This is a genomic window from Pseudomonas sp. AC239 (assembly GCF_979258545.1).
Genome location: NZ_OZ409864.1, coordinates 710,797 through 735,393, shown reverse-complemented (window position 1 = coordinate 735,393; position 24,597 = coordinate 710,797). Strand labels below are relative to the sequence as shown.

Below are 24,597 nucleotides of genomic sequence, written 5' to 3'. Positions count from 1 at the left end.
TCGCCGTCAGGGATATCGCTTTTGCGAGCAGGCTCGCTCCCACAGGGGGGCGTGGTGTTCTGTGGGAGCGAGCCTGCTCGCGAAGAAGCCAGCGCGGTTTGCCGCAGTCAGTTCACCGAAATGGCGCAGTCAAAGGTTTCCACGGGCAGCACTTCCGGCGCCCAGGGTTGTTGCGAAGTCAGGCGCAAGCGCCCGGTGCCGGCTGCGAATGCCTGGAAGCGCCAGGTTGATACACCCGCTGCGCCGACCACGCCGGCATCTTCCGGATTGCTGTAGACCTCCGGGCTGAGCGCACGTAACACGCCGCCAGCGGAATCCTGAATCGCCCAGCGATAACCCGTGGTCGGGTTGCTCGGCAGGGTGATGATCAGGTTTTGTCCGGTCGTGAGCCGCACCGGGCATTCGCTTTGTTTTTCCACGGTCACGTTGTGTTTCGGTTGCGTGGCGCAGGCGGCCAGCAAGCAAAGGGCGAGGGGGAGAAACAGGCGAGTGGGGGACATAAGGTCAGCAGCTCCGGCGGTTACGACGAACGGCGAGCATAACTGAAGATGAGACAAAGTGTGACGTTCGGGAAATTGGCATCGCCAGAGTTGCCGCCTTCGCGAGCAGGCTCGCTCCCACAGTGATAAGCGGTGTCGACAGTTTTTGTATTCACCGCATCACCCTGTGGGAGTGAGCCTGCTCGCGATAGCGGTATATCAGGCGCTGAAAACTGTCAGAAGAGCACCTTCGCCACATCCGCAAACTTCTTGGCAAAGTGCACGGTTATCCCTTCCTTCAGATAATCCGGCAACTCCTCGAAGTTACCCCGGTTCGGCTCCGGCAGAATCAACTCGAAAATCTTCTGCCGGCGCGCTGCGATCACTTTCTCGCGCACGCCGCCGATCGGCAGTACATGCCCGGTCAGCGTCAGCTCACCCGTCATTGCCACGCCTTTTTTCGGCGGCTGATTGCGTGCCAGCGAGAGCAGCGCACTGGCCATGGTCACGCCGGCGCTTGGGCCGTCCTTCGGCGTCGCGCCTTCAGGCACATGCAGGTGGACGAAAGCTTCGTCGAAGAACTTCGCATCACCGCCAAACTGCTTGAGGTGCGAGCTGACGTAGCTGTAGGCGATCTCTGCCGATTCCTTCATCACATCGCCCAGTTGCCCGGTGAGTTTGAAGCCACGGTTGAGCGTGTGAATCCGCGTGGCTTCGATCGGTAACGTGGCGCCGCCCATGCTGGTCCAGGCCAGACCGGTAATCACGCCGGTGCCGGACAAGACTTGCTCATTGCGGAACACCGGATGGCCCAGCGAGGCTTCGAGGTCTTTCGGGCCGAGTTTGATCACTGCTTTCGGATCGTCGATCAGCTTCATCACCGCTTTGCGCACCAGTTTGCCCATCTGCTTTTCCAGCTGGCGCACGCCGGCTTCACGGGCGTAACCGTCGATCAGGGCTTTGAGTGCGGTGTCGCTGATGCTCAGGCTGCCTTTCGACACGCCAGCCTTTTCCAGCAGTTTCGGCCACAGGTGCCGCTTGGCGATGGCGACTTTTTCTTCGGTGATGTAGCCGGACAGGCGAATCACTTCCATCCGGTCGAGTAACGGGCCGGGGATCGAGTCGAGGGTGTTGGCGGTGCAGACGAACAGCACCTTCGACAGATCCATGCGCAGGTCGAGGTAGTGGTCGAGGAATTCAACGTTCTGCTCAGGATCGAGGGTTTCCAGCAGCGCCGAGGCCGGGTCGCCCTGGTAGCTCTGGCCCATTTTGTCGATCTCGTCGAGCATGATCACCGGGTTCATCACTTCGACGTCTTTCAACGCCTGCACCAGTTTGCCCGGCTGCGCGCCGATGTAGGTGCGGCGGTGGCCCTTGATCTCGGCTTCGTCGCGCATGCCGCCGACGCTGAAGCGGTAGAACGGCCGGCCGAGGGATTCGGCGATGGATTTGCCAACGCTGGTTTTACCCACGCCCGGTGGGCCGACCAGCAACACGATCGAACCGCTGATTTCGCCTTTATAGGCGCCGACGGCGAGGAATTCGAGAATGCGATCCTTGATGTCATCAAGACCCGCGTGGTGCTTGTCGAGGACTTTGCGTGCGTGCTTGAGGTCGAGTTTGTCCTCGCCGTACACGCCCCACGGCACCGAAGTCGCCCAGTCCAGATAGTTACGTGTGACCGCGTATTCCGGCGAGCCGGTTTCAAGGATCGACAGTTTGTGGGTTTCTTCTTCGAGGCGTTTCTGCACCTGCGCCGGCAGGGTTTTGCCTTCGAGGCGCTGCTGGAACTGTTCGAGGTCAGCGCTGCGGTCGTCCTTGGTCAGGCCAAGTTCCTGCTGGATGACCTTGAGTTGCTCCTTGAGGAAGAACTCACGCTGATGCTCGCCGATCTTGCGGTTAACTTCAGCGGAAATCTCCTTTTGCAGGCGCGCGACTTCGACTTCTTTGCGCAGCATCGGCAGGACTTTTTCCATGCGCTTGAGCATCGGCACGCAATCGAGCACTTCCTGCAGCTCGGGGCCGGTGGCGGACGTCAGCGCGGCGGCGAAGTCGGTCAGCGGCGATGGATCGTTGGGGCTGAAGCGGTTGAGGTAGTTCTTCAGCTCTTCGCTGTACAGCGGGTTGAGCGGCAGCAGTTCCTTGATCGCATTGATCAGCGCCATGCCGTAGGCCTTGACCTCGTCGGTCGGCTCGGTGGGCTGGTGCGGGTATTCGACTTCGACCAGATACGGCGGGCGGTGATGCTTGAGCCAAGTCTTGATGCGCACACGGCTCAGGCCCTGGGCGACGAACTGCAGTTTGCCGTTTTCGCGGCTGGCGTGGTGAACCTTGACCAGCGTGCCGTATTCGGGGAGGGCGCCGGTGTCGAAGTGGCGCGGGTCTTCCTGGGGCGTATCCATGAAGAACAGGGCCAGGGAGTGGTGTTCGGATTTGCTGACCAGTTCGAGGGTTTCGGCCCACGGCTCTTCATTGACGATGACCGGCAAGACCTGGGCCGGGAAGAACGGGCGGTTGTGGATCGGGATGATGTAGACCTTGTCCGGCAGGTTTTGCCCGGGCAGCGCCAAGCCGGTGCCGGAGGAGGTGTGTTCGATGTGGTCGGTTTCGTAATCGTCGTGGTTGTCCGGGCGATCTTGCTGGTCGGTCATGGGGCACCTGCGCAATGGGGTATGGGTCTTAGATGGGGCAGGGGTGGCGTGGTTTCAATGGGGCGGGTGTGTTTCTGCTTGTGTGTTCAGGGGGGGACAGTTTTTTTGACCTTGGCGGCCTGAGAGCCGATCTGATTCTCGCGGATGCCACGATCCCGAATGTAAGAGCGAGCCTGCTCCGAATGCGGTGTGTCAGGCGACATTACTGCCGAATGTGTCGACGCCTTCGCGAGCAGGCTCGCTCCCACCGGGTTCAGCTGTGTGCCGGGGATTGGGGGATTTCGTAATTGTCCAGGACTCGATTCACCGCCAGTTCGGCCAGCATGATCACTTGCTGGATCGCCAGGTTGGTATGTCGCTGCGGGCTGTCGACGTATGCCGCGATGTCGCTGGCCATGACACTGGCCGAGGCCAGGGATTCGCAGGCGTGGGCGAGCAGGCTTTCGTTGTCCTGATCGGGCGTGACCTGGAACATGGTGCTGGGTTTGTGGGATTTGTCGGCGCTGGCGGGTGGCTTCAGGTAGTGGTCCAGCGCACGCTCGGCGGCGTGGTGGAGTTTTTTTGAGTCAGGGGATTGGTAGGGGGAAGTGCTTTCGGTTTCGGGGGGATTGGGTGTTGGTTTGAACATGGTGAAGCTCCGAATGAGAGATGGAGCTGTCTGCGTGATCGCCGCGACGCGATGCAAGGAGGCAGCTGTACGCAGGTTCGCGGACCGAGCCATTCGGAAACCCGGCATACCCGAAGGTATCCCGCGCACAGCCACCATCAAACCAAGCGGCTAACGCTTGGGCTGGCGATTATGCATCAAATCGAATGGACTGCCCGGGCCGCGACGCCCGGTCGCTGAATTGTCAGCGACCCTGCGAGCCTATCCAGCGCATTTCCGAAGCACAACCGACGCGACCTGTCGGAAAAAGCCTCGCATTCAGCAGCATCTGTAGGACGTGTGCGTATCCTACAGCCTCAATATGTTGCAACCCGTGGCAGACGTCTCTCCTCTTTCAATACGCTCCGCCCGAAGTGTTCCTCGTGCTTGAGGTGTATTGGCAACTGACGATCCTTGATTCGCTGTATCGATACACGGCGGCCAGTCTGGATTTTTTGCAAACATCCATCACCTGCTCAAATTGCTCGGCAGTTGCCTCGACGCGCCACTGTAGTGTTTCGCCTGTCTGACAATTGGATGCGCCAGGCGTGATGTTCATGGACTTCAATTTAATGAGTGCTGCACTACAGTCTTTTTCCTGCTCCGCGTTGTTGTCGGCCTGCGCAGGGATCCAGGCACTGAGTGCCAATATGGCCGCCAGCAGGGCGATACGCAGTTTCGAATAAAGGCTCACACAGAAGGTCCCCACAACCAGCGTTGTCAGAACGGCCACGTCAGTTCCTGAACCACAAAGAATCCATTACAGGTGAGTTCCCGCGTGTCATTCGTGTGCTTTGCTTTGCCTGAAAATTTGTAATCTTTGAGGTCGTATCGGTACACGGAGTCACTCATTTGGGTCACCGCGATACGTGAAGAAGTTGACGTATCAAATTCATAGGGACGTGGATCGATTCGGTCTATAACAATCGTTTCTGAATAGCGCAGAGGGGAAGGATCCAGCGGGTAGCGAAGCGTGATGGAGATGATCCGCGCGCCCGTCAAGCTGTCGTTGTGGCGGAAAGAAAAGTCGTATCCCCCTAACACGTTGAAAGAAATGGAGGTGCTTGAAGTGCTGTAGCTGGTCAAGTCCAGATAATGGCCGCTGATGGTGCCTTTGACATCCGTTTCAATAGAGCCGAACGCGAAAACGGCTTTGGATACGTTTGGGTTTGCCATGAGAGCTGCCTCTGTATGATCCGAATAATGAAGAGGCAAGTCTGGGAAAAAGCTGGAAAGCTGTGAACTGTAATACCTGACAGTTTTTTATTCTTATTGGCGATAAATATTCAGGCGCAGCGCATTTTCCAAACGCTACCGACCCGCCTGTCGGAAAGCTCCGGCGCATTAATCAGCGTCTGCAGGACGAACCTGTTCACGACCGAGAGCGAATGTGGGAGCGGGCTTGCTCGCGAAGTCGGTGTGTCAGAAACACAGGTGCCGGCTGGCACTCCGCCTTCGCGAGCAAGCCCGCTCCCACAGTTTTTTCATTGCCTTCCAAGTTGCGCTCACAAAAAAAGGCGATGTCCCTTACGGGACATCGCCTTTTCTTTACCGCTCGCTAACGCTTACTCAGACAGTTTGTACGCAATCACATAGTCACCTTGCTTGGTGCCCAGCGAGCCGTGACCGCCGGCGACGACGAGCACGTATTGCTTGCCGTCCTTGCCGGTGTACGTCATCGGTGTGGTTTGCGCGCCGGCTGGCAGGCGGCCTTCCCACAGTTGCTTGCCGTTTTTCACGTCATAGGCGCGCAGGTACTGGTCGAGGGTGCCGCTCAGGAAGGCAACGCCACCGGCGGTGGTGAAGGTGCCGCCCAGGCTCGGTACGCCCATGCTCAATGGGATCGGAACCGGCGAGCTGTCGCGCACGGTGCCGTTTTTGTGCATCCAGATGGTTTTGCTGGTGGTCAGGTCGACCGCTGCGACATAACCCCACGCTGGCGCTTGGCATGGCAAGCCCATTGGCGACAGCAGCGCCTCGAGGATCACGCCGTATGGCGCGCCCTTGTTGGGCTGTACGCCTTCGGTTTCGCTCTTGCGACCCGGGCCGCCGGCAACTTCTGCAGCCGGTACCAGTTTCGAACGGAACGCCATGTAGCTCGGGTTGACGAAGGCGATCTGGCGCACCGGATCGACCGAGATGCCGCCCCAGTCGAACACGCCGAAGTTGCCTGGATACACGATCGAACCTTGCAGCGATGGCGGGGTGAACGGGCCGTCATAACGCAGGGATTTGAAGTCGATCCGGCAGAGCATCTGGTCGAATGGCGTCACGCCCCACATGTCGCGCTCTTTGAGTGGCGGCGGCATGAAGTTGAGGTCGGATTTCGGTTGGGTCGGCGAAGTGTGGTCGCCTTCCACCGCGCCTTGCGGCACCGGGATTTCGTTGATCGGCACGATGGCCTTGCCGGTGCTGCGATCCAGCACGTAGATGCTGCCCTGCTTGGTCGACGCCAGTACCGCTGGCTTGACGCCGTCAGCGGTCTTGATGTCCATCACGGTCGGTTGACCGCCGACGTCCATATCCCACAGGTCATGGTGGGTGAACTGGAAGTTCCAGCGCACCTTACCGGTGGCGATGTCCAGCGCGGTCAGGCCAGCGGCGTGCAGTTCCGATTCAGGCGTACGCATGCCACCGAACTGGTCCGGGGTCTGGTTGCCCATCGGCAGGTAGAGCATGCCGAGTTTTTCATCGACGGCAAACATCGACCACATGTTCGGCGAGTTGCGCGTATAGGTCTTGCCTTCGGCGATCGGCGCGGTGTCGTCCGGGTTGCCGCTGTCCCAGTTCCACACCAGTTTGCCGGTGTGCACGTCGAACGCGCGGATCACGCCGCTAGGCTCGTCGGTGGAAACGTTGTCGGTGACGTGACCGCCAATCACCACCAGGTCCTTGGTGACCGCAGGTGGCGAAGTGGAGTAGTAGCCGCCGGCGTTGAAGCCGCCGATGTTGGCGCTCAGGTCGATCTGGCCTTTGTCGCCAAAGTCTTCGCACATTTTGCCGGTGTCGGCGTTCAGGGCGATCAGACGCGTGTCGGCGGTTGGCAGGAAGATGCGACGCGGGCAGGCGCTGGCCGGGGCGGGGCTGGCCGAACCGGTCGGGCTCTGCTCGGAGGCATAGACCGCGTCGTCGTGATAGCTCACGCCACGGCAGGTCATGTGCGCCCAACCTTTGAAGTTGGCCGCGTTCTGCGTACTCAGCTTCGGATCGAAGCGCCAGATTTCCTTACCGCTGTCCGGATCCAGCGCAATCACCTGGCTGTGCGGCGTGCACACATAGAGCATGCCGTTGACTTTCAGCGGGGTGTTTTCAGCGGTGGTTTCGCCCGGATCGTTCGGCCCCGGGATGTCGCCGGTGCGGTAGGTCCACGCCGGTACGAGTTTGCTCACGTTGGCCGGGGTGATCTGCGCCAGTGGCGAGTAACGATCACCGTGGGCGCTGCGGCCGTAGGAGTTCCAGTCACCGTCGGGCATGGCCGGGGCGGTGTTGGTCATACCGTCGACGCTGTCGCGGTCCAGCTGGCCTTTGATTTCCCCTGGGTTGGTGAACTGACTGGCTACAGCGGTCAGGCCGGCCAGTACCACCGCTACGCTCAAGGCGCCGGTGCCCATTGGCGCCGGACCGTTGAGCAGCAGCGGGCGACGGAACCACGGCAGCAGCATCACCAGACCAAGGGCGAACAGCATCGCCAGACGCGGCACCAGTTGCCACCAGTCCAGGCCAACTTCCCACAGCGCCCACACGGTGCTGGCAAACAGCACGATGGCATACAGGCCCAGCGCCGCACGACGGCGCATCAGCAGCAGGATGCCGGTCAATGCGATGCCGATACCGGCCAGCAGATAGTAAAGCGAGCCGCCGAGCATGCTCAGCTTGACTCCCCCGGCCAGCATGGCCAGGCCCATCAGTAGAAGCAGAATGCCGAGCAGGCCCGGTAGCAGACGGCCCCGACTCGAAGCACTTTCGGTGCTCATAGTGTGATTCTCCGTGACGTTTATGTAGTCCCGCGCTGTAGTCACTTTAGATGACGATTTGGCGCAGGCATGGTTCAGATAAAAACTTGTTCGGCTAACGAAATGCATTCCTGTAGGAGTGAGCCTGCTCGCGATAGCGCTGTTTCAGTCTCTGGAGATGTCGCCTGTAACACCGCTATCGCGAGCAGGCTCACTCCTACATTGGATTTGTGTAGATCTTTAGAACGATGACTGGATCTTGATCCCGCCGATCAGGGCGTCGTCGACGTCGTTCACGCCACCGGGGTGGCGGATGTATTGCAGGTTCGGGCGCACGGTCAGCCAATTGGTCACGTGCACGCCGTAATACAGCTCGGCGCTGTACTCGGTGTCCTGCGGTGGCAGGAACGCCGGATTGTCGTAGTCGTAGACGGCGTTGGCGCGGTTAGTCATTTCGGCGTTCTTGCGATAGGCCGGGTTGACGTGGACGCGGGCCAGGGCGAAACCGATGTCGTCCTTGGCGCGGGCATCGAACGGGCCTTTGTAGGTCAGGCCGGTCTGCACGTAGTTGTCGATGGCGTTGGTTTTCTTGTCGTGCATCGTCGCGTTGGCGAACAGGCTCAAACCCCGGCTGTTATCGCTGGCGACACTGGTGACCTGCTGCTGCAGGCCCAGCCATACGCCGTGCTTGCTCGACGCGCTGCGGTAGGCTTCGCCGCTCAGCGCTGCCGGCTGGTCATTGCGATCTTTATACACGTCAGACGCTTTGGCGTTGCTGTAGTAATAACCGGCGCGGTATTCGCCCGGCAGGCCGTTGAGCTTCGGCGTCCACACCAGTTCGACCGGCAGAATCGCGCCCTGGGTGCCGCTGCCGCTGAGTTTGAAACCGTTGCCGCGATCGAGGTTCGAGGGGTTTTGCTCATAGGCGCCGACCTGTGCGTACAGCTCCGGCGTCAGGTGATATTTGACCCGCAGCGCCCATTGGCTGACCGGCCAGTTGTACCAGATGCCGCCGACCCAGTTGCCAACCTGCGAGCCACAGAACGCCAGGTTTTGAAAGTCGCAGGGGAAGCTGTTGAAATCTTCGCCTTCGCCGAAACGGCCGACCTTGATGTCGAGTTTCTGATCGAAGAATTTCTGCTGATACCACATCTGCGTCAGGCGCGTGGTCTGGCCACGTCCCCAGACTTCCTGCGCCGAAGTGAAGCCGCCAACACGCGGGTCGTTGATGCGGTCATTGCTGATGTTGTTGCCGCTGCGTTTGGTGATGGTCAGTTGGAACTCGGCGTCGTTCCAGCCAAGGATCTTCTGCAGATCCAGGTGGGTGCCGAGGCCGAACTGGTCGCTGTAGCGCGCAGTGCGGTCATGGTCATAGCCGCCGTGCAGGTTGCTGCCCATTTCGCCGGTGTAATCGAGTTTGAAGTCGTAGCCTTTTTCCGCGAGTTCTGTGCGCGTGCCGTTCCAGTCACCGAGCATGTACGGTGACTCACTGTCGAAGGCTGGAGCTGCCTGGACGCAGGTGGCAAGGCCAAGGGCGGTGCAGCCGCCGAAGGTGCGCAGCGCGAAGGTAGCGCTATCTCGGAAGGAGGAAAAATCAGCCATGAATAAAGTCTTTTTTCGATGTTTTACGGGTGCAGGCCGAGCGCTTCAGATTGTCGCAGGCAGTGAAGCGTTTCAGCGGAAGGGCGGCAGGATAATGATCTGTAACAAATTGAGAAAGGGCTTTTGCAGACATGCAGCGTTTCGGATTCGGTAACAGTGCGGCAAACGGGCGCATTGTGAGTCGGACCACAGCCTGCGATCTTCCCGGGTTGGCCTACATTTGCAGGAAGGCCTTCCACCCGCTCAGCCCCTCGGCTAAGGTGCGCGGCTTTACGCATTTCCACTTCGCCCAGAGGCCGGCATGAACGAACAATCCCCCGATCCGCTGCACGGCGTGACCCTCGAACAGATCCTCAACGCACTGGTGACTCACTACGAGTGGTCGGGTCTGGCCGAGCGTATCGACATCCGTTGCTTCAAAAGCGATCCGAGCATCAAGTCGAGCCTGACCTTCCTGCGTAAAACCCCATGGGCGCGGGAAAAGGTCGAACGCCTTTACGTCAAGCTGATGCGCACCAAGCGACCGCTCTGAGATGGACAGCGCGAGGCGGCGACGCCTGATCACCGGCCTGGCCGTGTTGGGCTGGGCAGGGCTGGCAATTCAGCTGTACCTCATCCTCTTCGCAAGATTGAGCATCGGCGCCAGCCTGTTGGGCGGGCTGGTGAGTTTCTTCAGTTACTTCACGATATTGACCAACACCCTGGTGGCGACGGTGCTGACCTGCGCGGTCACCGAGCGCGAATCCGCAGCGCGGCGCTGGTTCCTGCAACCCTGGGTCAGCAGTGGCATTGCGGTAAGCATCGCCGTGGTCGGTCTGGCCTACAGCATTTTGTTGCGGCACTTGTGGCATCCCCAAGGCTGGCAGTTTGTCGCCGATGAATTGCTCCATGACGTCATGCCATTGCTGTTTCTCGGCTATTGGTGGCGCTGCGTTCCCAAAGGCACGTTGCGCCTGTGGCACCTGCCGCTGTGGCTGATCTATCCGCTGGTGTATTTCATCTACGCCTTGCTGCGCGGGCATCTGCTTGGCGCGTATGCGTACCCGTTCATAGATGTCGCGGTGTTGGGTTATCCACAGGTGCTGGCGAATGCCGGGGGGATATTCGTGGGGTTTGTGTTGGTGGGGTTGCTGGTGATCGGCCTCGACCGCAGATTGTCCGCACGAAGTTGATATTCAATGTGGGAGCGAGCCTGCTCGCGAATGCGGTGTATCAGTTTGCATGGATGTTGACTGACACACCGCTTTCGCGAGCAAGCTCGCTCCCACACGGGAATTGTGGTCAGGAGAAAATCACTCCTCGTCAGAGCCCTCGGCGCGCCAGTATCCGGCCGCCTTGATGAACTGTTCATCGAGCCCGTGCTCATCGATCAGCACCCGGCGGATCTGCCGTGAGACCTTGGTCTCGGTCGCCACCCACGCGTACAGATTGCCCTTGGGCACTTGCAGCTGTTTGACCGTCGTCAGCAGGTTGTCCTTGCCGCCTTCGCGCAGTACCCAGATGACATTGAACTGCGCAGCGCTTTCCAGCACTTGCTGCTCGGCGCCGTTTTCCACTTCGATCACCACCAGCGCCTTGCGATTTGCCGGCAGGCCTTCGAGGCGGCGGGCGATGGCGGGGAGGGCGGTTTCGTCGCCGATCAGCAGGTAGCTGTCGAAGATGTCCGGCACGATCATCGACCCGCGCGGCCCGCCGATGTGCAGAAACTGCCCCGGTTGCGCCTGTTCCGCCCAGGTCGAGGCAGGGCCATCGCCATGCAGGACGAAATCGATGTCCAGCTCCATTTTTTCCAGATCGTAGCGACGCGGCGTGTAGTCGCGCATCTCTGGCATCGGGCCGTTGTCCTTGCCGGCGCCGAGCTGCATTGTTTCCAGCGCTGCTGCCTGTTCGGCGTTCTGCGGGAACAGCAGTTTGACGTGATCGTCCGTGCCCAGGCTGATGAATCCGGCCAGTTCGGGCCCGCCGAGGGTGATGCGGCGCATGCGCGGGGTCAGGTCGGTGACGCGCGATACTTCAAGCTTGCGTCGTTTGATTTCATGCATCACGCGGTGAATGGTTTGAGTATCGACTGCAGTCATTCGGCTGTCTCCTGGGCAGGTTGAACGGCAGGGCCGTCGACGATGGCTTTGGCGGTGTCGTTGAGCAGGTCGCGCACGCGCAGGATTTCTTCGGCGCTCCAGCGACCGTGGTGCAGCTGCAAGGCATGGCGCAGGTTGTGCACCGCTTCGTGGATTTCCGCCGGGCGATCATGGCCGCGCAGTGAGCGCTTGCTGACGTCGATGCGCATGCGTACGCCATCAAGCGCTACGGCCTGCTCACTCAAAGACAGACGACCGGCGTCGGTCACGCTGTAACGTTTTTTGCCGGCCTCGGCATCGCCGGCGATCAGGTCGCTCTCTTCCAGAAAGGTCAAGGTCGGGTATATCACCCCGGGGCTCGGGCTGTAGGCGCCGTCGAACATGCCTTCGATCTGGCGGATCAGGTCGTAGCCGTGGCATGGCTGTTCGGCGATCAGCGCCAGCAACAGCAATTTCAGATCACCGGGGGCGAACACTCGAGGGCCGCGGCCGCCGCGTTCGCGACCCGGGCGCTTCTCGAAGCCGTCGCGGCCGTCGCCGTGCTCGCGGTAGGAGGAATGATGGTCTCTCATTTCGCTTCTCTCACGTCGTATTTAGATACAACTTAAGATATATCTTAACGGTGACGCAAGACGTTTTTTCCTCAAGCGCGTTTCGACGGACGAGCGGTCACCAGCACCCTTCGGGCGGAAAAAAATATATTTGGGTGATTGAACGATGCCGTGACCTCGAAGTTAAAGTTATCGCTCTAGTTGCTCTTGAGTATATATTCTAATACCTCCAAAGTTGCTGATCTAAAGCGGCAAAGTTGCTGTATGGTTTTTTCCGGATAACTGTATGTAAGGCGAAACTTACAGCGAATATCGCAAGTATCTGTTTTTTGTTCTTTTTTCTGGCGGGGTGCGGGGTGGTTTAACTACGCGTTTGTCGGAAGTTGCCTGCTTACATTCAAGAGGCAACAGTCGATGATGCCCACCGTTGAAAGTTCAAGTTGATCCGCTGCTGCTTAAGCAATGGGTTTATGAACTTTTAATGACATCCCTCTTATATAAAGCAAACAGGTACTGAACGATGTTCAAGAAATTCGCAATCGCTGCTCCCCTGGCTCTTCTGGCAATCACCTCCACCGGTGCCTTCGCTGCGGGCGAAGCGTCGCATTCCATCAGCCTCGTCGCTCACGTGCCGACCAATGGTTTCTACGTGGTGCCAACCGATCCTGACCTGGTCAACAAGGATCAGGACATGAGCTATCAGCCGACGACCGGCAAGATGGCCGAAGTCAACGGTTTCTTCGATGTGCGCAACAACAACGGTTCGGTACACGCCAGCCTGGAAAGTCTGCCAAAACTGGTCGCTGGCAGCACTTCGATCGACCTGCAAGTGATGCTCAACAACAAGGAACTGACCACCACTCCGCAAATGGTCGTCGGTGAAGCCGAGTCCGACGTCAACTATCGCGCACCGCTGAAAATCTCCGCCAAGGGCAGCAACTTCCAGCCGGGTGACTACACCGGTTCCGTGGCAATGATCTTTGACGCCGTGCCACCGATTGGCGGCAACTGATCAACTGATCAGCTCAATACGCTCGCTTTTCACGAGTGGCGTCAACCGCCGGGGCAGACAGTCATGTAGGCCCCGACGGACTTTCATTGTCAGTCAATCAGAGTACAAGTTCATGTTCCCGATGACACCCATCGCGGCTGCGCTTGCGCTGTTGTTGTGTGCCAGCACAGCCATGGCCGCCAGCGCCGCCGGTACGACGCCACGCAGTCTGCTGGCCCAGGCCAAAGGCTTGCCGGCGGATTTCGAGGAGCATTTCTTTGATGTGCCGCTGGCGGTGCGGGTCGAGGTCGACCAACAGCCGCTCGGCGAGGCCATGGTGGTGCTGTCGCGCGATGATCGCCTCACACTCCTCGAATTCACCGACACCAGCGAAAACCGCTTCGGTCCTGCAGAACGGGAAAAATGGGCGAGCTTTCTCAAGCCCGGCGTGCCTCTGGGCGCATGCACGGGATCTTGCCCGGATGGTTTTCTGGCGGTGCATTACAACCTGGAAAACTCATTGGTTTCGATCGCCACGCAAGATGCCGAACGCGATGTCGAGGCCAAACGTTATTACGAGCAACCGAGCGGTGGCAGTAGCGGCCTGATGGTGCGCAATCAGCTCAACCTCAACGGTGGTCAGGACCAGGACCTCGGCGGACGCTTCGGTCTGGAGGCCAGCGCCAGCCTCGGCAACTGGAGCCAGACGCTCAATCTGCAAATGGCCCGGCTCGGCGGCCCCGACGACAAGCTTTATCACGCGGTACATGAACTGCACACCCAGCGCGAACTGCAAGGCAGCTTCTTTCGCCTGGGCTATTTCACCCCCAATTCCGAAGGACTGACGCGCCAGCCGCGTACGTTCGGCACCAGCCCCGATACGGCGGTCGGCGTCATGTACGGCAGCTCCGACAGCCTGGCAATCAACAGTCCGATGCCCAGCGTTTACCCCATCTACGTCACCGCCAACCGGCAGGGTTCGGTGGAGATCTGGCGCGACGGTTTGTTGATCAATACGCAATCGGTACCGGCCGGCCTGCAGACCCTCGATACCCGCCCGCTACCCGGCGGTATCTATGAGGTGGAAGTGCGCCTGATCGAAGACGGCCAGATCACTTCGACGACTCAGGAGCTGGTGTACAAGCCCAACAACTGGCGCAATCTCGACGAGCGCTGGCGCTACAACGTATTCGCCGGCGAGGAGAGCAAGCTGCTGAGCAACTGGGACACGCAATCGAGCGGCAGTCCCACCGCCGGCGCGTCGGTGAACTACCTGCTGCACCCACGGGTGATTGTCGGTGCCTCGGCGCGGCAGATCCGCGAAAAACTGCAGTACGGCACCTCCATCGACTGGACGCTGGCCAATCACATCACGTTGTACGCCAACGTCTACAAGACTGAGGATTACGGCACCGGTCTCGATCTGCAGAGCCTCTATAACTACGGCGCCGGCAGTATCGTGGTCAGCCACAACCGCAGTTGGCTCGACACCACCAATACCTACGACACGTTGCCCGATGGCACGCGCATTCGGCCGCGCAACGTGTTCGTCGGGCAGACCAGCAACTCCTCGCTGGCACTCAACCATCGCCTGAGCAGCAAGAGCTCGGTGAATGCGCGGCTGTCGCACAGCGAGGGCAATGTCGAAGGCATGGGCGTGGATCTGGGCTGGACCCAGCGCACCGTGCTGTTGGGCAGTGATGCCAGTTGGCGGCTGTCGCTGTTTGATCGGCCGGGCAGTTTCAGCAGCGGCGATGCGCGCAATCGCGGTGTTGATCTGAGCATCAACCTGGCCCTTGGCGCACCTGGCCAGCAGCTCACCGGCAGCATTGGCTCGCGCACCGCCCGTGACGGCAAACGCGACAACAATGCCTCGCTCGGCTGGCGCAGGGACTTCAAGGACCACGTGCTGCAAAGCGTCTCGGTGACGGCGCTCACCGACACTTACGGCCTGGGCATGTCCAGCCTGACCAATTTCCGCACCGATGCGCTCAGCGGCGACGCGTTTGTCCAGCGTTCCTCCTACAACGGCAATTTCACGGGCGGGCTCAACCTCGACAGCACGCTGGTGGTCGGCGGCGAGAAGATGCTCCTGACCAGCCAGAGCGAAGTGCGCGGTGCCGGGATGATTGTCGACGTCGAGTCAGACATCGAGGACATCGTCCTGCGCGCCGACGACTACAGCGGCGGCGGTGCTGCGTTGAAGCCGGGGCGCAATTTCATTCCGATCACGGCTTATCAGAACAGCTCGGTGAGTTTCGATTTCGAAGGCAACGCCGTGCCGGCCGCCACCATTGAGCCGGCGCGCACCCGTTATCACTTGAACAAGGGTGGCGTTGAGTACCGCCAGATCCGCGTGATGAAAACCCTGACCGTGCTCGGCCGTCTGGTTGACGGTCGCGGCCAGCCGCTCAAGGGCCATCACGTGATCAACCACGCCAGCCGTGGCGTGACCGAAGTCGACGGGTTCTTCTCGATGGAAATGAACGCCGGCTCACCGACCCTGGAAGTGCGTCAGGGCAATCAGTTGCTGTGTCAGTTCCGCCTCAACGAGGCCGACCATCGCAGCGAAAACAACGTGTTGATGATCGGGGATCTGCGTTGCACGCCGGACACGCTGGCCGATGTGTCCTTGACCGAACAGAAGGCAGGTTGAACGGATGAAGAAGATCACGATGGGCCTCGGTTTCACGCTGGCATTGGCCATGCCTGCCGCGCAGGCGGTCAATCAGGAAATCCGCGCGTTGTTTCAACCCGATCCTTCACAGCCGGGCAAGAATCTGTTCGTCAATCAGACACCCAACAGTGGTTATTGCCTGAATTTTCCGGGCAAATGTGATTCCGAGAAAATGTTCAGCATCGAGTTGCCGGTTCGTTACGACTCCAATCGCCCGATCCTGGCCGGTGACAATGTTTCCTTGAAGGCCCCGGCGGACTGGCGACGGTTGACGGTGATCAACCAGGAAACCCAGGAGTCGGAAATCGTTGAAGTACGCATCACCGGCATCGGCTCCCGATTCGTCCTGAGTAATAAGGTCCAGGACCTTACGGGAGTCGAGGCGCCGACGGGCCACGACATTCTCTGGACCTCCGGCACAGGCTGGCTATACGCCCCGGCACCTTGCGAAGGGAGTGGCGTGGCCAGTTACGCCCCCGAGGCTTATCGCTTTTTCTGGAAGACACCGTTGGAAGCGTTCTGCACCAAGACTGCGGCGTTCCGCATTCCTTCGATGTACTACGAGACGCTCGATTTTTCATATGAGCTGAAGACTCCCAATCCCTTGGGTATGTCGAGCGGTCTGTATACCGGTTCGGTCACCTACACCATGGGCCCCGGCGGTGATTTCGATATGGGCTCGATGTTCCAACCGGACGACAGCAGCCTGACCCTGGATTTCGTCCTCGACGTCCAGCACACCCTCAAGGTCGACCTGCCACCGGGCGGCAACAACGTCACCCTTGAACCCGAAGGCGGCTGGGCGCGGTGGGTGGAAAGCGGGCGCAAGCCGACGCGGATCTTTCGCGATCAGTTGTTCTATATCTCGGCGTCGTCGCGCTTCAAGGTCATGTTGCTGTGCAATTCCTATGGAGGAAACGTCTGCAAGCTGGGCAATCCGGAGGGCAGCAGCACTGAAGTTCTGGTCTCCATGAGTTTGCCGCCCGGTATTACCGCCTCGGGCGGGCCAGTCAACCGTCTTCCATTGCGATTCAACCTATGGACTGGTCCTTTTCAGCCTGGCCTGTACGTCGATCGCAAGCCCGGCACCCTGCATTTCGACATGACACCTTTTGCGATCGACTTCTTGCTCAAACCCGGGGCCAGCGGCAGGTTGCGCGGCAACGTGACCATCATCTGGGATTCGGACGTATGAGCGCTGCAGTCATGTCATTTGCCAAATTCGTGGAGTTGAAAACGATGAACCGAGGATTGCTGCTGAGCCTGCTCAGCGTGTTTTGCCTGACGGCGCAGGCCGGGCCGCAGATCAATGTGGGCACGGTATACGACTACCTGGATGCCGATAAAAGTACCTATCTCAAACGGGTATTCAACAGCGGTGACGCCACGGCGTTCGTCAAGGTCAACGTGCTGGAGATCGTCTACGAGGCGGATGGAACGTCAAAGGAAATTGCCGTGGTCAATGCCGCCGACGGTGCCTCGCGCAATGGCCTGATGGCCAGCCCGGCGCGGCTGATCGTACCGGCGCAGGGCATGCAGGGTACGCGCCTGCTGTACATGGGCGAACGCGATCGCGAGCGCTATTTCCGCGTGCGGTTCGTGCCGGTCGTGCCGGAGCAGGAAGACGATTTTGTCGTCAGCAATGAAGAACGCGATGACTACAAAAAATCGCTCTCGGCGGGAGTCAACGTGATGACCGGGTTCGGCACGATCTTCTTCGTGCGCCCGAAAAACGCGCGTTTCGACACGGCGATCAATGAAACCGAAACGCGCTATGAATTGCGCAACAACGGCAACACGGTGGTCATCGTCGACGAATTCAAGAGCTGTTCGCTGAGCAAGGAAAGCGACTGCGGCGCGACCACCAAACATCATGTGCTGGCCGGCAAGACCTTCGCTTTCGACAAGGAGAAGGGCCGCGAATACCGCTTCTTCCTTATCGAGGGCGCCGACAAGAAGCCGCTGAAAATCGCCAGCCGCTGACACGCTTTACCACTGACGCATCGGGTACCCGACATGATCAAGCAATGCATCGCCCTCGTGCTGCTGGCAGTTGCCGGCACCGAGGCCTGGGGCGCGCGGGAGGAGCACACGTTCGAAGTGTCGCTGACCATCCCCAGCCGACCTTTTTACGTCATCCCGGCGGAGCCGGACTGGATTCACCGGCCCCAGCGCCTGAATTGGGATTACCCCACGTCAACGCTGGGTAACGTGGAGAAAAACTTCGATGTGCGCCATGACAGCAGTGCGATCGAGGCCCGTTTGCTGCTCGATCCTTATCTGGAAAACGGCCGGCCGGGAGAGATCATCGAACTGCGCGTGACCTTCAACGGCGTCGAGCTGAGTTCACATGCCATCCCGCGACAAGTGGTGTCCCGGGAAGACGCCGCCGCCGGCAAACGTGTTGCGCTGAAGATCGAACCGATCGAACCGGCCGGAGGCTATCGACCCGGTGACTACTCCGGCAACGTGTTGCTGATGTTCAACGCCGGCACGCCGAGTGCGGGATGACGGCCATGAACCTGAAATCGCGCATCCGTTTCGGGCTGAACAAGAGGCTCTGCTGGCTGGGTGTCTTGCTGGTATCGAGCGTCACGCCGGTTCACGCCGCCACTCAAGAGATTCGTGCCTTGTTCCAGCCGGACCCGGCCCAGCCGAACAAGAACGTGTTTATCAATAAGACACCCAACAGTGGTTATTGCGCGAATTATCCGGATCAGTGCGTTGAAAACGGCATGTTCAGCATTCAGTTGCCGATTCGTTTCGACTCGATTCGCCCGTTGAATCCATCGGATGTGGTAGCGATTCAGGTGCCCGGCAATTGGCGACAATTGATCGTCAGCAATCCTGAAACACAAGAAACCGAAACCATGGAAGTGCGCATCAGCGGTGTCGGATCAGAGTTCCATCTGAGTCATCCGGCAACCCAATTGACGGGGCAGAGCGACCTCCTCAAGGCTCACCAGCAACTCTGGATCAACAGAAGCTGGGTGTATGCGCCTTTACCTTGCCTGTACAGCGGCGTCGGTGCCTATGGTCCGTCCAGTTATCGGTTTTTCTGGAAAACGCCGATGGCGGCCTATTGCACCAAGTCCGCGGCCTATTACATCCCGTCCATGTATTTCGATACGCTCGATATCGCCTATGAGTTGCGCACGCCCAATCCCTTGGGCATGTCGACCGGAATCTACACCGGCTCGATCACTTACAGCGTCATCAACCGTGGTGATTTCGACTTCGGCCCGATGATGCAGGCGAGCGACGGCAGCATCACTCTGGATTTTGTCCTCGACGTGCAACACACCCTCAAAGTCGATATCCCGCCCGGCGGCAACCATGTCTTGCTGGAACCTCAAGGTGGCTGGCAGGGCTGGCTGGAGAGCGGACGGCGGCCGACGCGGCTGTATCGCGACCAGACATTCAACATCTCGGCTTCGTCGAAATTCACCATGAAACTCGAGTGCGAACATGATCTTGGATTCGGCGATGGCTGCGCCATCATGAACCGCGAGACGGGCTATGCCGGCGCGGTCGACGTCAGCGTCAGCCTGCCCCACGGATTGACCGACAGCGCCGGACGCCCGGTGCGTAAAATGCCGTTGGGCCGCACGGCGACCGCACCCTTTCAGCCTGGCATTTACGTCGACCGCAAACCGGGCACGTTGCACTTCGAAGTGGCGGAGCAATACACCAACTGGCTCATCGATAACGCCGGCGACAAACCCTACAAGGGCAACATCACGGTGATCTGGGATTCCGAAGTGCACTAGGCCACGATCATCGGCCAGACCTCGAGCGGCGCTGGCCGAATTGTGTCAGAAAACAATCACAGGCCGGCTCTGGCCATCGCCTCTCGGGTCAGGCGCCGGGACAGTTCCTGGCGTTTGTAGGCGATGCCGTCGTACAGCGTTCGATAATGTTCGTCGCTCATGGGGGCGTCGTCGAACAGGTCGGCGTCCGCCGGAATGTCCAGGGCCTTGGCCAGCTCCTCGATCCGCCGAGTCAGTTTTTGCAAGTCGGTTTTCGCGGTCGGCCTGGCCCACTCAGCCTTGGCGTCCCTCAGCTCATCGAGTTGCTCGCCCTGGCGATCGTATATCCGGCTGTTTTCTGCGTATTCAATCGGGTGGGTTTTCAGTAAACGATCTTCCCAGAAATTATCCGAGCCCAGCGTGAGCATGCCGTTGACCAGACCATCGCCTGCTTCACCTTCGATGATGGTGGCGTAGGCAGCGTTGAGTTTCTCTAGCGTCACGCCCGAGCGCTGTTGATAAAGCATGTCGTCGCTCTGCCAGGGCAGTTGCAGGCGCCCAGCCAGACCGGTCTCGTAGGCCATATGCACTTCGACTTCATCCGGTGCGAGGTTGCTCGGGTCGCTCTCATTGAGCGCCTCCTGGGTGTTGTACTCGAACGCCGCTTCATCGCTGACGCGATTCAGGCGTGCCGCACCGCGCGCCAGACGCACGAGACGGTCTTCCAGCACTGCGGGTGAAGTCGACTCTGTGTAGGCCTTGGATACCAGCACTTTCATGCCCAGCGAGTTGAACAATTGCGCGCCGAGATCGCCGCAATCTTCGGGGGAGACAATCTGCTTGAACAACGTTTCGCGCAGCTTCGAATCGACGGCAACGGCATCGACCATTTCCCAGACCCGCCGGGTCAGTCGCCGGCGACCTGCATCGGTGCGGTAGTCGGCACTCTCGCGCTGTTTGCGAATCACGCTGAAAAAACCGGCGGAATCGGGCTCTGCGATCAGGTCATACCAGGACTCCTTGCGCCAGGTGCTGAGCGCGCCTGACGGACCCGGTCCCGTACCGGGGGCGTCCTTGGGAAAACGGCTCCAGTAGCTGAGTTCGTCGTCCGCCGCCGGGGAATAATCCTGTACAAAAGACAGGCCGGTAGAGGTCCGGTACTTGCCTAAGCGCACCCGGTCTTCGTTGCTCAGCCGTGTCTGATCGAAGCGAGCCCGACTGAGCACAAAGGCCTGATCAGAGCCGGCTCTGACCGTCGGCAAGGTGTCGAGGGGCGCGCCACGCAAATCCAGCATCAGGCTGCGCGGGCGTGGTTTGGCCACTGAGTCGACAGTGAACAGACCTTCGGGCCAGGTCTGGATACGCGAATTGGCCAGGTGCAGGCGCGCCAGGTGATTCATCGCGCTGACATCGGGCGGCAGGTCCAGCGGGTTGCCGTTGAGGTTCAGGGTGCGCAGTCGGGTCAATCGGCCCAATTGCCGGTTGGCTTCGGCATTCAGCGTGATGCGGTTGTCGGCCAGATCCAGCTCCTCCAGATTGGCCATCAGTCCGGTTACGGACGGCAGTTCGCGCAAATCGCATTGGCGAGCGCTCAGTTGGCGCAGGTTGGGGAAGTGGCTCAGCAGCACGCTGGGGTCCGGCGACAGGCGCGCCCGGTCGAGATTCAACGCCGTGATGCGATCGAAGTACTTTTTCATCCCGGGGCGTTGGTACAGCGTTTGCCACCAGCGTTCCAGTTCCGGGCGGGCGATGGTCGAAGACAAATCCAGCGTGTAACCCTGGTCGGGATGCACGCTGCGTTCGCCGAAGATTTCACCCTGGCGATCAAAACATTCGATCAGGCGCTCCTCGATGTGCCGCCCGCCTTTTTGCATGAAATCCGCAGAAGCGCCGTAAATGGGTTCGCCGTTGGCATCCACGCCGGCAGGGTAGCTTTCCCGCCAGCGCTGCAATTCGTTGTGCAACTGCGTTCGGTCGTTTTCAAGGCTCGCGATGGCCTCGACCGGTTCGCCCTTGCGCTTGAGTGCCTCAACAAATGCGCTGACTTCCCGGGGGCTCATCTTCGGATAGAGATCCTTGATCCTTTCTTCAGGTGTCGAGCGTCGAAAAAGGCGGGGCCAGCCGCGCACCAGTGTTTCGGTTTCGATGCTCACGGCTCGCTGAATCGGCGGTTCGGCCAATGCCGTGCGGCGGTTGGCGGGCGCTTGCGCCAGCTCCATCAACCACAGTTTGAACGGCCGGCCCTGGCCGCGCCTGTAGCCCACCGCAGACAGTGTTTCATCCGGCAAGGCGCGCAAAATCGCTTCGTAGAAATCGTCGGCGCCGTGCAGCTTGAGATTGTTGGCGTCGAGCACTTCGTAACGGCCATGTTCGTCTCTGATCAAACGTCTGATGGTGGTCGCGTCATCCGGGCCGAGCTCACAACGCAACGGTCCTGCAGGGGTGCCGTCGCGCACTTCGATCCGCAGGTTGCCGAAGGCGTCCGTATGGTTGCGCAAAGTGCTCAGCGCCAGCCGTTCGGTCATCGGTGTGGGTGGGGTGTCGCGGTAGAAACCGTCATAGGCGCGGCTGGCCGAGGCTTCGAAATCGAGTTCGCGGGCCTGATGTTTCAGGCGCAGCGGCAAGCGATGCTCGTCCCCGATGCGCTGCAATTCAGCCGGGCTGGCATCGCTCAGCAGCTTTTCCGCCAAGGGCAGCGGCAACTCGGGAAAACGCTGCCTGATGATACGAACCTTGCGTGTTCGCGGTCGGTCGGCGGCCTGATAGAAGCGTCTGGCAATGTCATCGCGGCCGGACTCTACCGCCTCGGCGAGCAAGTCGCGAAGGGCCTGCGGACGGGCGATCGCCGGCACGTCGCGCTTGAGCAGCGCGCGCATTTCAGCCTCGTTGAGGAAGTCATTCAGACGTTCGGGCAAGCGGCCGGCATTGAGATCCGCCTGGCTGATGGTCAGGGTGTCGGCTTCGCCAGCGGAGGGATCGCCGTATTGGCGCGAGTAGCCTTCCACCTGCTCGTAAGTCACTTTGATCGCGCGCCGACCGGGCCAGCCCGGCAAGCTGGTAGCGATCGGTTCGAACCAGTCGGCGGGTGGTTTGAGCGGGCGCCCGGCGCGAATGTCCGCGCTGGCGAGGCCCACGTCCGCGCGGGCGGTGAAGCGCTTGAGCGAATCGGTCAGCAACGGCGGCGGCGCGCTGCTGCTGTCATGCATGGCGCGCAGCTCATCGTGAGCGGTGCCGCTGCTGGCGCGGATCTGCTCCAGTTCGGTCGCGGAAAAACGCTCGACGTTGTGACCCAGGCGCGGCATCAAGGCGCTGTCGTGCCAGTCGAGCGGGTTCTCCGCCTCGTGCCGCCAGGCGCCCTGTGCGTTGTGTTCGAGGATCGGTTTATACGCGTTGGCTCGCTGCGGATGCTTGATGCGGTGAACGTTTGCAGATTGATGACTGAGCGCTTTTTCGACGCTGTAGAGCTTGCCCTCCAGCGGCAGAACGGTTTGGCTGCCCAACTGATGCAGGCCATGCGGGTCCGGTTTCGATGACGCGGCCAGTTGCACGTCGTTTTGCTCGTAAGGCGCAAGGTCCGGGTGCCACAACGAGGCTTTGCCATCGGGCAGTTTCACCGGCTTCATAGCCTCGACCAACGGTGACAGCTTGAGTTTGAAGGCACTGCCGATTTGCGCACCGGCACCGAATGCCGCCAGCTGAATCACGCTGCTCACCACACCGATGATGTGTTCAGCTGCCTCGATTTGCTGGCCCTGTACCAGATCGACCACGCCTTCGACCACTTCCCGAGTCAGTTGATACGCGCTGTAGGCGAGCATCAGTTCGCCGAGACCGGGCACGAACGGTGTGGCAATCAGCAGCGCGACGTTGAAAATGTCCGAAACCATTTTCTTGAAGTTGTCCCACCACGCCCAACGCGCCTGGCTGTCGGTGTCAGCGGTGGACACGGCAATCTCCCGGCCGTCATTGAGAATCTTGTCGAGTTTGCGTAGATAAGCGTGTTGCCAGTAATCACCCAGCAGGCGGGTCTCAGCGAGCCGCAGATTCGGGCTTTCCACCGGGTCCTTGCGCCATGGCGGGCGTTGGTCGGTCGAGCTTTCAGGCGGGTGATACCTGACGACGAACAGGCGTTGTTCCAGCTCGGCAAAGAAATGTCCGCGCTGTTGCTGGTTGATGAATTGACTGAAGAACTGGCGGTACGTCTGTCGCGTCGCAGGGCACAAGCGATCCTCGCGCAGCTGTCGAAGCAGTTCGCTGCCGAATGCCTTGAGCGAGTCGTATTGCTTCAGCGGATGATCCGGATCGTGTGGCACATAGGCGATCACGGGTCTTGCACCGGCAGCGTCGCTGGCGCCGTGTGGCAACAGCATGATCCCGGTCATGGGCTGGTCGAGCAGCGACAGGTCGTACCAGCGAACTGGCCGCTGTGTGCCGGGGGACGAGAATTTGCTGGTAGCCAGGCGCAGCACCTTTTTGTGTGCATCGCCCTCGATGTCGCCCCTGATCAGCGCCATGTGCGCCGCGACGACAAGGGCGTCCTTCTGGCTTTGCAACACCTGGTAGCGCAGCAGACTTTCGGCCAGCGGCTGGGCTGGCAACAGCGTGCCTTCCAGATGCTTTTGGTACTGCGCACCCAGGTCCAGCTCGCGACACAGCGTCTGGAACTGTTGAATCGACATCTTGTGCCGGAGCGGCAAGACATCGAACAGACCACGCGCGTCGGGCTGGCTGATGTATTGCGAGTCGGGCCCGGCAATTTCCGTGCTGGCAAAGTTGTGCAGCGCGGCGTCCAGCAGCGATACCGTACGTGTGACGGCGCCAGCAGAAAGGTCAAGCGCATACCAGGGCGTGGCTGCCGGAATGTACAGGCGCAGCCAGGTGGTTTTGACATCCGGTTCGATCCCGTACACCGCTTTTATTTTTGCCTTGAGCAAGGGTTCGGCGAAGGTGTACAGGTCGATTTTCGCCAGCAGGTGATCAACCGCGTTCTGCGAGCCCCACGCCTTGAGATTGGCGGCGGCGAGCCGTTGCTGATCCTTGGCAGAGGCTGTCTGGTACCACGGCTCGATATTGAAAGGCGTGGCGGCCAGCGCTTCGGCGCGACTGACGGTTGCGGTCTTGAACGGAGTACTGACGGCGGATTTGATGAATTCGTAGTGGCGCCCTTGGTCTGGGTTGTCATCCGGCACGGGAGAGAGGGGCATGGCAATCATCCTTGAT

The 24,597-nt window shown here is 60.0% G+C and carries 19 protein-coding genes; 8 read left to right on the top strand and 11 right to left on the bottom strand.

The window, feature by feature from the left end:
* Positions 1-107: 107 nt before the first annotated feature.
* The 8 genes from ACZ0AZ_RS03320 to ACZ0AZ_RS03285 form a co-directional block, all read right to left on the bottom strand.
* Entirely contained in the window at positions 108-500 is a 393-nt protein-coding gene (locus ACZ0AZ_RS03320; protein ID WP_064364364.1) for a protease inhibitor I42 family protein, read from the bottom strand.
* Positions 501-715: 215 nt separating this feature from the next.
* A complete protein-coding gene (gene lon / locus ACZ0AZ_RS03315) occupies positions 716-3,130 on the bottom strand; it encodes an endopeptidase La (protein WP_463538703.1) in 2,415 nt (804 codons plus the stop codon).
* Between the two features lie 253 nt (positions 3,131-3,383).
* Complete coding sequence (locus ACZ0AZ_RS03310; protein WP_463570959.1) at positions 3,384-3,758, bottom strand: DUF6124 family protein; 375 nt, start codon at positions 3,756-3,758, stop codon at positions 3,384-3,386.
* A gap of 373 nt (positions 3,759-4,131) precedes the next feature.
* Positions 4,132-4,509: a hypothetical protein gene (locus ACZ0AZ_RS03305; RefSeq protein ID WP_129997599.1), complete on the bottom strand. Its 378-nt coding sequence runs from the start codon at positions 4,507-4,509 to the stop codon at positions 4,132-4,134.
* Positions 4,497-4,952 carry a hypothetical protein gene (locus ACZ0AZ_RS03300; RefSeq protein ID WP_463538702.1) on the bottom strand — a complete coding sequence of 152 codons (456 nt, stop codon included), beginning with the start codon at positions 4,950-4,952 and terminating at the stop codon, positions 4,497-4,499. The genes ACZ0AZ_RS03305 and ACZ0AZ_RS03300 overlap by 13 nt, the downstream gene beginning before the upstream one ends.
* A gap of 389 nt (positions 4,953-5,341) precedes the next feature.
* Complete coding sequence (locus tag ACZ0AZ_RS03295; RefSeq protein ID WP_039758465.1) at positions 5,342-7,750, bottom strand: glucose/quinate/shikimate family membrane-bound PQQ-dependent dehydrogenase; 2,409 nt, start codon at positions 7,748-7,750, stop codon at positions 5,342-5,344.
* A 219-nt stretch (positions 7,751-7,969) separates the two neighbouring features.
* Positions 7,970-9,331, bottom strand: a complete 1,362-nt coding sequence (locus tag ACZ0AZ_RS03290; protein ID WP_463538701.1) for a carbohydrate porin — start codon at positions 9,329-9,331, stop codon at positions 7,970-7,972.
* Positions 9,324-9,464: a hypothetical protein gene (locus tag ACZ0AZ_RS03285; protein WP_160292038.1), complete on the bottom strand. Its 141-nt coding sequence runs from the start codon at positions 9,462-9,464 to the stop codon at positions 9,324-9,326. The genes ACZ0AZ_RS03290 and ACZ0AZ_RS03285 overlap by 8 nt, the downstream gene beginning before the upstream one ends.
* A 168-nt stretch (positions 9,465-9,632) precedes the next feature.
* Here ACZ0AZ_RS03285 and ACZ0AZ_RS03280 point away from each other — a divergent pair, with 168 nt between their 5' ends.
* Together ACZ0AZ_RS03280 and ACZ0AZ_RS03275 are read left to right on the top strand one after the other, a co-directional pair.
* The gene (locus tag ACZ0AZ_RS03280) at positions 9,633-9,863 is read left to right on the top strand and encodes a VF530 family protein (RefSeq protein WP_016773359.1); all 231 of its coding nucleotides are present in this window, start codon (positions 9,633-9,635) and stop codon (positions 9,861-9,863) included.
* Position 9,864: 1 nt separating this feature from the next.
* The gene (locus tag ACZ0AZ_RS03275) at positions 9,865-10,503 is read left to right on the top strand and encodes a Pr6Pr family membrane protein (RefSeq protein ID WP_039758460.1); all 639 of its coding nucleotides are present in this window, start codon (positions 9,865-9,867) and stop codon (positions 10,501-10,503) included.
* A gap of 120 nt (positions 10,504-10,623) precedes the next feature.
* On the opposite strand, the gene ACZ0AZ_RS03270 is transcribed toward ACZ0AZ_RS03275, so the two are convergent.
* Entirely contained in the window at positions 10,624-11,409 is a 786-nt protein-coding gene (locus ACZ0AZ_RS03270; RefSeq protein WP_463538700.1) for a siderophore-interacting protein, read from the bottom strand.
* Positions 11,406-11,981 (bottom strand): PadR family transcriptional regulator, encoded by a 576-nt coding sequence (locus ACZ0AZ_RS03265; RefSeq protein ID WP_463538699.1) that lies wholly within the window; start codon positions 11,979-11,981, stop codon positions 11,406-11,408. Before ACZ0AZ_RS03265 ends, ACZ0AZ_RS03270 begins: the two co-directional genes overlap by 4 nt.
* Before the next feature lie 499 nt (positions 11,982-12,480).
* Between ACZ0AZ_RS03265 and ACZ0AZ_RS03260 the strand changes: the two genes are divergently transcribed.
* The 6 genes from ACZ0AZ_RS03260 (at position 12,481) to ACZ0AZ_RS03235 (ending at position 19,398) form a co-directional block, all read left to right on the top strand.
* On the top strand, positions 12,481-12,972 hold the full coding sequence (locus tag ACZ0AZ_RS03260; protein WP_039758453.1) for a CS1 type fimbrial major subunit: 492 nt from the start codon (positions 12,481-12,483) through the stop codon (positions 12,970-12,972).
* A gap of 112 nt (positions 12,973-13,084) precedes the next feature.
* Positions 13,085-15,607: a CS1-pili formation C-terminal domain-containing protein gene (locus tag ACZ0AZ_RS03255; RefSeq protein WP_129997594.1), complete on the top strand. Its 2,523-nt coding sequence runs from the start codon at positions 13,085-13,087 to the stop codon at positions 15,605-15,607.
* A 4-nt stretch (positions 15,608-15,611) separates the two neighbouring features.
* Entirely contained in the window at positions 15,612-16,823 is a 1,212-nt protein-coding gene (locus ACZ0AZ_RS03250; RefSeq protein WP_039758448.1) for a hypothetical protein, read from the top strand.
* 44 nt (positions 16,824-16,867) lie between these two features.
* The gene (locus ACZ0AZ_RS03245; protein ID WP_129997592.1) at positions 16,868-17,611 is read left to right on the top strand and encodes a molecular chaperone; all 744 of its coding nucleotides are present in this window, start codon (positions 16,868-16,870) and stop codon (positions 17,609-17,611) included.
* A gap of 33 nt (positions 17,612-17,644) precedes the next feature.
* Complete coding sequence (locus tag ACZ0AZ_RS03240) at positions 17,645-18,139, top strand: CS1 type fimbrial major subunit (protein ID WP_165368376.1); 495 nt, start codon at positions 17,645-17,647, stop codon at positions 18,137-18,139.
* A gap of 5 nt (positions 18,140-18,144) precedes the next feature.
* Positions 18,145-19,398, top strand: a complete 1,254-nt coding sequence (locus tag ACZ0AZ_RS03235; protein ID WP_240783165.1) for a hypothetical protein — start codon at positions 18,145-18,147, stop codon at positions 19,396-19,398.
* 56 nt (positions 19,399-19,454) lie between these two features.
* On the opposite strand, the gene ACZ0AZ_RS03230 is transcribed toward ACZ0AZ_RS03235, so the two are convergent.
* Positions 19,455-24,581 carry a dermonecrotic toxin domain-containing protein gene (locus ACZ0AZ_RS03230; protein ID WP_463570961.1) on the bottom strand — a complete coding sequence of 1,709 codons (5,127 nt, stop codon included), beginning with the start codon at positions 24,579-24,581 and terminating at the stop codon, positions 19,455-19,457.
* Positions 24,582-24,597 lie beyond the last annotated feature (16 nt).

Excerpts from the sequence above, each read along its gene's own strand:
- ACZ0AZ_RS03265 (WP_463538699.1), bottom strand. The coding sequence starts at position 11,981 with ATGAGAGACCATCATTCCTCCTACCGCGAGCACGGCGACGGCCGCGAC.
- lon (WP_463538703.1), bottom strand. The coding sequence starts at position 3,130 with ATGACCGACCAGCAAGATCGCCCGGACAACCACGACGATTACGAAACC.
- ACZ0AZ_RS03320 (WP_064364364.1), bottom strand. The coding sequence starts at position 500 with ATGTCCCCCACTCGCCTGTTTCTCCCCCTCGCCCTTTGCTTGCTGGCC.
- ACZ0AZ_RS03285 (WP_160292038.1), bottom strand. The coding sequence starts at position 9,464 with ATGTCTGCAAAAGCCCTTTCTCAATTTGTTACAGATCATTATCCTGCC.
- ACZ0AZ_RS03290 (WP_463538701.1), bottom strand. The coding sequence starts at position 9,331 with ATGGCTGATTTTTCCTCCTTCCGAGATAGCGCTACCTTCGCGCTGCGC.
- ACZ0AZ_RS03255 (WP_129997594.1), top strand. The coding sequence starts at position 13,085 with ATGTTCCCGATGACACCCATCGCGGCTGCGCTTGCGCTGTTGTTGTGT.
- ACZ0AZ_RS03230 (WP_463570961.1), bottom strand. The coding sequence starts at position 24,581 with ATGCCCCTCTCTCCCGTGCCGGATGACAACCCAGACCAAGGGCGCCAC.
- ACZ0AZ_RS03280 (WP_016773359.1), top strand. The coding sequence starts at position 9,633 with ATGAACGAACAATCCCCCGATCCGCTGCACGGCGTGACCCTCGAACAG.
- ACZ0AZ_RS03275 (WP_039758460.1), top strand. The coding sequence starts at position 9,865 with ATGGACAGCGCGAGGCGGCGACGCCTGATCACCGGCCTGGCCGTGTTG.
- ACZ0AZ_RS03245 (WP_129997592.1), top strand. The coding sequence starts at position 16,868 with ATGAACCGAGGATTGCTGCTGAGCCTGCTCAGCGTGTTTTGCCTGACG.
- ACZ0AZ_RS03235 (WP_240783165.1), top strand. The coding sequence starts at position 18,145 with ATGAACCTGAAATCGCGCATCCGTTTCGGGCTGAACAAGAGGCTCTGC.
- ACZ0AZ_RS03250 (WP_039758448.1), top strand. The coding sequence starts at position 15,612 with ATGAAGAAGATCACGATGGGCCTCGGTTTCACGCTGGCATTGGCCATG.
- ACZ0AZ_RS03295 (WP_039758465.1), bottom strand. The coding sequence starts at position 7,750 with ATGAGCACCGAAAGTGCTTCGAGTCGGGGCCGTCTGCTACCGGGCCTG.
- ACZ0AZ_RS03240 (WP_165368376.1), top strand. The coding sequence starts at position 17,645 with ATGATCAAGCAATGCATCGCCCTCGTGCTGCTGGCAGTTGCCGGCACC.
- ACZ0AZ_RS03300 (WP_463538702.1), bottom strand. The coding sequence starts at position 4,952 with ATGGCAAACCCAAACGTATCCAAAGCCGTTTTCGCGTTCGGCTCTATT.
- ACZ0AZ_RS03270 (WP_463538700.1), bottom strand. The coding sequence starts at position 11,409 with ATGACTGCAGTCGATACTCAAACCATTCACCGCGTGATGCATGAAATC.
- ACZ0AZ_RS03310 (WP_463570959.1), bottom strand. The coding sequence starts at position 3,758 with ATGTTCAAACCAACACCCAATCCCCCCGAAACCGAAAGCACTTCCCCC.
- ACZ0AZ_RS03260 (WP_039758453.1), top strand. The coding sequence starts at position 12,481 with ATGTTCAAGAAATTCGCAATCGCTGCTCCCCTGGCTCTTCTGGCAATC.